At 68.8% G+C, this 7,244-nt stretch carries 6 protein-coding genes; 3 read left to right on the top strand and 3 right to left on the bottom strand.

The genetic code is table 11. From position 1 onward, the window contains the following. Positions 1 to 256 precede the first annotated feature (256 nt). The 3 genes from ACWDOP_RS32640 to ACWDOP_RS32630 form a co-directional block, all read right to left on the bottom strand. Positions 257 to 1,015: a phosphotransferase gene (locus tag ACWDOP_RS32640; RefSeq protein WP_456348127.1), complete on the bottom strand. Its 759-nt coding sequence runs from the start codon at positions 1,013 to 1,015 to the stop codon at positions 257 to 259. Between the two features lie 52 nt (positions 1,016 to 1,067). After that, positions 1,068 to 2,000 carry a hypothetical protein gene (locus ACWDOP_RS32635; RefSeq protein WP_456348126.1) on the bottom strand — a complete coding sequence of 311 codons (933 nt, stop codon included), beginning with the start codon at positions 1,998 to 2,000 and terminating at the stop codon, positions 1,068 to 1,070. A gap of 251 nt (positions 2,001 to 2,251) precedes the next feature. Continuing rightward, positions 2,252 to 2,779 (bottom strand): AAA family ATPase, encoded by a 528-nt coding sequence (locus ACWDOP_RS32630; protein WP_456348125.1) that lies wholly within the window; start codon positions 2,777 to 2,779, stop codon positions 2,252 to 2,254. Between the two features lie 157 nt (positions 2,780 to 2,936). Between ACWDOP_RS32630 and ACWDOP_RS32625 the strand changes: the two genes are divergently transcribed. From ACWDOP_RS32625 to ACWDOP_RS32615, 3 genes are all read left to right on the top strand, one after another. After that, positions 2,937 to 3,347 carry a PPOX class F420-dependent oxidoreductase gene (locus ACWDOP_RS32625; RefSeq protein ID WP_456348124.1) on the top strand — a complete coding sequence of 137 codons (411 nt, stop codon included), beginning with the start codon at positions 2,937 to 2,939 and terminating at the stop codon, positions 3,345 to 3,347. Continuing rightward, complete coding sequence (locus ACWDOP_RS32620; RefSeq protein ID WP_456348123.1) at positions 3,344 to 4,414, top strand: protein kinase family protein; 1,071 nt, start codon at positions 3,344 to 3,346, stop codon at positions 4,412 to 4,414. Before ACWDOP_RS32625 ends, ACWDOP_RS32620 begins: the two co-directional genes overlap by 4 nt. Before the next feature lie 91 nt (positions 4,415 to 4,505). Continuing rightward, positions 4,506 to 7,220, top strand: coding sequence for a DUF4132 domain-containing protein (locus ACWDOP_RS32615; protein ID WP_456348122.1), 2,715 nt, complete (start codon positions 4,506 to 4,508; stop codon positions 7,218 to 7,220). Positions 7,221 to 7,244: the final 24 nt, after the last annotated feature.

The following is a 7,244-nucleotide window of genomic DNA, read 5'->3' as shown; positions in this document are numbered from 1 at the left end:
GACCTCGTCCTTGGCCAACGAGTACATCGGCAATTCGAGCAGGTTCTCCACCGCGGCGCCAAGTGCTTTGGCACTCGTCGCGATCGTGGGTACCTTCCTCGAATCCATGCCTCTATTCTACTCCTTCATAGCAAGCATGAATAGACTAATTCTATTGGGATACAACACTATTCGGGCAAATCGGCATGTCGAATCTCCGGCAATTCAAAGTGCTCTCAATAGGCAACGAACCACCCTCCGCTCTCGACAGCAAGACCTATCCAAGTCGCTCGATAACCCCCGCAACCCCCTGGGCCGCCACCTCCGCATCATCGATATCCACCCCGTACAACACCTCGTACCACGGCCCCAGCCGATGCCACGCGAACGCCCGCTCACGCAGCTCCTCGGTGACCCCGTACGCCCGCGCGAGTTCGTCCGCGAACCCCGCCGGCGTGCCGAACAATCCCCATGCCAGATCGATCGCCGCGTCCCCGATATGAGCGTCACCGAAGTCGATGACGCCCGTGACGCGCGTCCCGTCGGCCAGCACGTGCTCGGGTCCGAGGTCGCCGTGGACGAGAGTGTCCGTGGGGAACCGCAGCACCGCGTCGAGGAGCTCCACCCCTCGCGACCGATGCGAATCCGGCAGCAGCGGAAGCACTTCGGCGCGGAATCGCCGGTCGGCATCAACTCGATCGTGATGCGTTCGTTCCGCGCCCGCGAACCCGCGCTCCGCGGCGGCGTCGATGGGCGTGCCGTGCAACTCGAGCAGGAACTCCCCGAGTGCCCGGCCGTGCGCGGCGAGCGGGGTCTCGAGCGGTTCGCCGGGTACGAGCGGGTGCCGCACCACCAACGGCGTTCGGGTGACCACCTCGGGAATCGGGACCGGCAGCGGCAGCCGGGCAGCCAGCCACGGCATGGTCTCGGTCTCGCGCAGCAGTTGTGCCTCGACCTCGGGGCGGCGCGGTGTGCGCACCACCCAGCGCCCGTCCACCAGGGTCGCTCGACTGTCCCATCCTCCGGCGAATTCCATTCCCGAAAGATATCCGGGCTCCCCGACTGCGGACCCCCTCGCCCAACGCATCTCACTCGCAGGTGTCGAACTCTTCGCGCATTCGGCGTTGGACGGTGAGGGCGACGGCGCTGAGTCTTTCCTCGGTGATCGTCGAAAGGTAGTAGTCGCAGCCGGCGGCGTGGAGGTACCCCTCGTTGCGCTTGCTCTCGGTGTAGTAGAAGAACCAGTTCCACGTCAGCCGGAGCGGATGCTCGGGGGTCGGGTTCACTGCCCGCACGGCGCTGGACAGCGCGTCGAAGGCGATGTCGGCGTCGGGCGTGGACGGCGTCTTTTCGTGCAGCATGAGCGAGACGACATGGCTGCCATCGATCTCGATGGACTCGATGGCCCAGGGGATCTCGGAGAGTTGCCGTCGCAGGTCGATTTCCCGATCGACGGGCAGGGGCAGCGTCACGTTCCAGTGCTCGAACTCGGGGGCTTCGATCTTCACCTCCGCCGCCGAGTCCGGGCCGATCATCGCCCGGATCGCGGCGAGCGGCTCGGCGGTCCCGGTCTTCACGTCCATGATGCTGATCCGGGGTGTCGTGCGCTCGTCCCAGTAGATCCGTACGTCGGGGACGGATGCCGTGTACCGGCGGACATGTCGGACCGTCTCACGGAACGAATCGAGGTCCAGTTCCCGGTTGATCGCGACCCGTGCCCTGTCGCCGACGACGAATTCGATGTCGCGCTCGCGCAGCCCGTCGAACTCGCCGATGTGCTCGCGCAGGCGCTGGACGACGTCATCGAGCTGCTGGTCGGTCGCGTCGGGCACTCCCGCGGTGATGCGCAGGTAGCTGTCCCCCTCGAAGAAATCGTCACCGATCGTGATGTCGAATCGCTGGACGCCCGGCATGGCCGAGATCTGCGCCTTCAGCTCTGCGGCCACCGCGTCATAGTCGGTCAGCAGCCCGGAGCAGGCGGTGAGGGTGAGCGCCGCGACCGCCGTGAGCAGGACGGACATCGCCCGTGCGAGAACTGTTCTGCGCGTGCGGATTCGACTGCTCCTCCGTCTCGGCTCGAACCGGTCGACGGCCCGGTCCGAGGGCGATCCCGCAAGTTCGAGGTGGTGCCGGACAACGCCGGATTCCGACCGAACATATCCGACCCGGGCTCGACGAATTGCGAATGCGAACAATGGCGCCGACGTCAATTCCGGGGGCGCGAGTTCTGGGGTGTCAGCACGTCGGCGCACGCCCCGAAGATGCCGCCGCCCTATCGCTTTTCGCGAATCACCGCGCCGATCGTCTCCACGCGATCCGTGAGCGGAACGGTCAACTCGATCAACGGTATGTCGGGCACGAACTGGTCCGCGTAAACCAGTTCCAAGAGCGAGTCGTTGACCGCGCTCCGGAGGCCGAGCATCTCCGCCGGAGGCAGCCGGGCCTCCGTCTCGCGCGTGATGGGGACGACCACCAGCAGATCCAGTGTGGCCAAGGACTTTCGGATCACAGCGGGCTCGATCGTGTCGATATCGGATCCGGTCGCTGACAGGTACGCCAGGAAGTCCAGCGGGGTCCGATCGAAGACCGAACCATCGGGCTCGGTGGCCAGCAGTTCGATCGAGCGGGACAGCTGTGCCCGGTAGTCGGCCCGCGACGGCGGGTAGTCGAACTCGTAGCCGTCCTCCTCGAGCAGGACGTACGGCTCGTCGACCGGCGTGAGTTCACCGAAACGCGAACACAGGTCGTTGACCAGCGTCGTCTTCCCGGTTCCGTGAGGTCCGGATACCCCGATACGCATTCGACTCCTTCGCTTCGACGGTGGCGGACGACGAGTCCCGTGGTTCAGGGTCGCATTGCGCACAGCCGCCGCCGGAATCGGTATCCGCCCGGCGACACGGGCTGCCGGGCGCGAACCGTCCGGGAGCATCCGCACGGTTGCGGAATAATAGGTCGGCATGGGTTTCACCGATGCCGAACTCGACTATCTCCGGTCGCAGCCGCTGGCTCGACTCGCCACCCGCTCCGCCGACGGGCAGCCGGACGTCGTCCCGGTCGCCTTCGAATTCGACGGGACCGCCTTCTGGGTCGGCGGCGGCGCGACGTTTCCCCGAACCCGCAAGGCGCGCAACGTCATCGCGGGCAACACCGAGGTGGCGCTCGTCGTCGACGACCTGGTCTCGCTCGACCCGTTCATCGCGCGCGGCGTCCGTGTCTACGGTCTCGCCGAACCGCCCGTCGAGCGTACGGGCATGGTCGGCCCCGGCTACTACCTGCGCATCGTGCCGACCGAATCCTGGAGCTGGAACCTGACCGGTGAGCCGGCCGGCGAGCAGTGGTACGGCACCCGCCACGCTCGGCATCGATGAACGGCGATATGACGCGCCCGGCGCGATTGCGGGCCCACGGCACGGTCTCCACGGCGCTGGCGCTGCACAGCGACCGCGCGATCGGTGAGCTGCTGGACGCGGCCGTGCCGCTCGGGGTGGGCATCGGCGGGAAGTCGGCGCTGCTGGAGGTCAGCGGCACACCGGTTTTCGTGAAGCGGGTGCCGCTCAGCGACCTGGAGCGGGAGCCCCGGCACCTGCGGTCGACGGCGAACCTGTTCGGCTTGCCGCAGTTCTACCACTACGGTATCGGCCTGGTGGGCGGTGCGGGTTTCGGGGCCTGGCGTGAGCTCGTCGCGCACGTCATGACGACCGACTGGGTGATTTCCGGTGCGTACGACGGGTTTCCGCTGATGTACCACTGGCGGGTGCTGCCGGATACGACACCGCTCGCGGACGAGCTCGCCGACATCGACCACGCTGTCGCGTACTGGGACGGTCGCACTCGGATCCGGCGCCGGATCGAGGCCGTGCGGGACTCGTCGGCGAGCATCGCGCTGTTCCTGGAGTACATCCCGCAGACACTGCACTCCTGGCTGAACGACCGGATCGAGGCGGGCGAGACCGCCGCCGCGCGGGCCTGCGCGATGCTGGAGCGGGAACTGGCCGCCGGGATCGCGTTCATGAACGGCCGGGGAATGCTGCACATGGACGCGCATTTCGAGAACATCCTCACCGACGGTCACCGTCTCTACTTCGGCGACTTCGGCCTCGCGCTGTCCCGCGAGTTCGATCTCGCACCGGAGGAGACCGAGTTCTTCGATAGGAATCGGACCTACGACCGCGCTTTCACCGCCAACTACCTGGTGGGCTGGCTGCTCACCGCGCTGTGCGGGCTCGAGCGCGGCGACCGCGACCTCCGTGCGGCGATGATGCAGGACATCGCCGAAGGTGAACCGGTGGAGTCGATTTCGGGCGAGGTCGCCGCCGTCATCGCGCGGAACGCGCCGGTCGCCGCGGCGATGGCGGTGTTCGCGAGGGAGTTTCGGGAGACGAGCCGGACCGCACCGTACCCGGCCGAGGAGATCAGGCGGCTTCTCGACGGGTGATTGCCCGACCTCTGATGGTGTGAGCCCGGGGACGGATGTCGGCGATGGTCGTTACAGTCGCGGCGACACACGAACGACGATTCGGGGGATCATGCCGGACACCGCAACGAGTTTCGCCGAGCCGATCGAGGCGCAGGGGTGGGAACTGCCTCCGGCCTGGCGCGGGAGCCCCGCGCCGACCCGCGGTGTCACACCGCCGCCCGAGCCGGCGCCACCACTCCCGGTGCCGGCCGAGGAGACCTACCGCAATCTGATCGAGGCACAGCGGGATCGGGTCGTGGAGATCCTCGACGAGACAGCGGCGCAGGGGGAGCCCGGATTGGCGGCGGCCGGGCGCGAGGCACTGACCGATCCGGCGACCTGCTCACCGCTCGGCGCGGCGGTGCTGGCGCACGCGCTCGTGCGTGCCGCCGACAAGCCGAACAACGCCGTCGGCGCCTGGGTGGCCGAGCGCGGCGTCGCCTTCGCCGCGGAGACCGCCGCGTGGCACCTGACGCTGACCGGAACCTCGCGGTACGACTGGGTGCAGCGTCAGCGCACCACCTGGCTACACCCTCAGGACCCCGGCTCGCCCGCGTCCGCCGCCGTCAGTGATCAACTGCAAACGATGCGCGCCCACCTGGCGGCGCTGCCCGAACCGGAGTACCGCGAGGTGGTGCGGCGCCTGGCGCTCCTGCGGAACACCCCGGGCGGCTTGCTGTTTCAGCAGGCCACCTCCTACCTGGCGCCCACCGAAGCGGAGTGGACGGCCGCCGATCTCGCCACGGTCACCGGGCAGGCGGTCAACCCGCACCGGTTCGCCTTCCTCGCCGCCTCGGTGACCACGGCCGCGGACTTCGAGACACTGCTCACCGCGTTGCGCGACAGCTTCTTCTGGCACAGCGAATGGAGCTACCTGCCGGTCGCCCTGCACCGCTTCGGCCCGGAGGTCGCGCTGGTGCTGGAGCGGCTCCTGCGCGGGGGCGCGTACAAACCGCGAACCGCCGATCGCGTGGCCGAGATCCTGACCCACTTCCCGACCGACGCCGCCTTCGCCGCGGCGTTCACCCAGTTGGGCAACGAACATGCCACGCAGACATTGAGTCTGGCCGCGCGGCGCGCCCCACGTCGCGCGCTGCCGGTGCTGCTTCCGCTCGCGCCGACATCGACACTGGCACGGCACATCCTGCGATCGCTGGCGCACGCGGACCCGAGCCTCGCGCCGGAGCTGCCGCCGGTGGTCGCCTACACCGGCGGCGGCCATATCCGCCAGGCCCGCCCCGACGAGCTGCCCGAGGTGCTGCGCGACCCGCCGTGGCGGCAACCGAAGACGGGATCGGCGAAGGCTCCCCGAACCCCGAAATGGCTGATACCGGAGACGCTTCCGGCGGTGACCCTGCGCGGCGGGGACGCGGTGGTGCCGGTCGCGGCGCTCGATGACCTGTGCCGTGCGCTCGTGAAGTACGGAACGGACGGGGACGCGGCCCCGATCACGCAGGTGCGGGCGGCGGCGGATCCCGGCTCGCTGGCCGAATTCGCCTGGACGGTCCTGGAACTCTGGCAGCGCGCCGGATTCCCGGCCAAGAATCCGTGGGTGCTGCGCGCGCTGGCCGTGCTCGGCGACGACGAGACCGTGCGGCGGCTGACCCCGCTGATCCACGCGTGGCCCGGACAGTCGGGGCACGCACGGGCCGTGGCCGGGCTGGACGTGCTGACCTCGATCGGCACGGACGCCGCGCTGACGCAGCTGAACGGGATCGCGGAGAAGGCGAAGTTCAAGGGGCTCAAGAGCACCGCGCGGGCGCAGATCGCCGCGGTGGCCCTGGCCAGGGGACTGACGGCGGACGAGCTGGCGGACCGGCTGACCCCGGATTTCGGATTGGACGCCGACGGCGGCCTCGTCCTCGACTACGGTCCGCGCGGATTCGTCGTCGGCTTCGACGAACAGTTGAAGCCGATCGTCCACGACGCGACGCGGGACGAGGACGGCCGCTGGCGGCGGCTCGCCGCGCGCAAATCGCTGCCCAAGCCCGGCGCGAAGGACGATCCCGAGTTGGCGCCGGCCGCGCACAAGCGGTTCGCGGAGGTGAAGAAGGCGGTGCGGACCGCCGCGGGCGATCAGATTCGGCGATTCGAACGCGCGATGGTCACCGGTCGCCGCTGGAGCGTCGCCGATCACCGGACGTTGTTCGTCGAGCATCCGTTGATCCGGCATATCGCCCGTCGCCTGGTGTGGGTGATCGTCGATCAGGATGGGGGAGTGGCCGGGTCGTTCCGGATCGCGGAGGATCTCAGCTTCGCCGATGCCGCGGACGCCCCGATCTCCCTGCCGGACGACGTCACCGTCGGCATCGCGCATCCCCTGCACCTGACCGCCGGGCTCGGTGCGTGGGCCGAGCTGTTCGCCGATTACGAGATGCTGCAACCGTTCTCGCAGATCCAGCGCGAGACCTACGCGCTGTCCGAGGCGGAACGCGTGGTCGGCGTTCTTCCGGGATTCGCCGAGATCACGGTGCCGACGGGCGGGATTCTGGGCCTGGTGCAGCAGGGGTGGGATCGCGGTCCAGCGCTCGACAACGGCGTGTGGGACGAGGTGTTCCACGATCTGGGCGTGGATCGGTCGGTGGAGATCGACCTGCGGCCCGGTGTCCCGATCGGCAACGCGGGGTTGTTCCCCGAGCAGACGATTACGGTCCGGCTCGCCGCCCGCCGCGCGAGCCGGGGCGCGGCACCCGAGCGCGTCGGCGGGTATTCGGCGGCGATCGCCGAATCCGAGCTGTTGCGGCAGCTCCACCTGCTGGTGCCGAACACGCCGGGTGCGAGGTGAGCGCGGGCGAGTGACCGAAGAGGT

Source organism: Nocardia sp. NPDC003693 (assembly GCF_053981095.1).
This window is presented reverse-complemented; position numbering and strand designations above follow the sequence as displayed.

Bases quoted from the DNA above. Each gene is read 5' to 3' on its own strand.
- ACWDOP_RS32625 (WP_456348124.1), top strand. From the start codon at position 2,937: ATGGGTTTCACCGATGCCGAACTCGACTATCTCCGGTCGCAGCCGCTG.
- ACWDOP_RS32630 (WP_456348125.1), bottom strand. From the start codon at position 2,779: ATGCGTATCGGGGTATCCGGACCTCACGGAACCGGGAAGACGACGCTG.
- ACWDOP_RS32640 (WP_456348127.1), bottom strand. From the start codon at position 1,015: ATGGAATTCGCCGGAGGATGGGACAGTCGAGCGACCCTGGTGGACGGG.
- ACWDOP_RS32635 (WP_456348126.1), bottom strand. From the start codon at position 2,000: ATGTCCGTCCTGCTCACGGCGGTCGCGGCGCTCACCCTCACCGCCTGC.
- ACWDOP_RS32615 (WP_456348122.1), top strand. From the start codon at position 4,506: ATGCCGGACACCGCAACGAGTTTCGCCGAGCCGATCGAGGCGCAGGGG.
- ACWDOP_RS32620 (WP_456348123.1), top strand. From the start codon at position 3,344: ATGAACGGCGATATGACGCGCCCGGCGCGATTGCGGGCCCACGGCACG.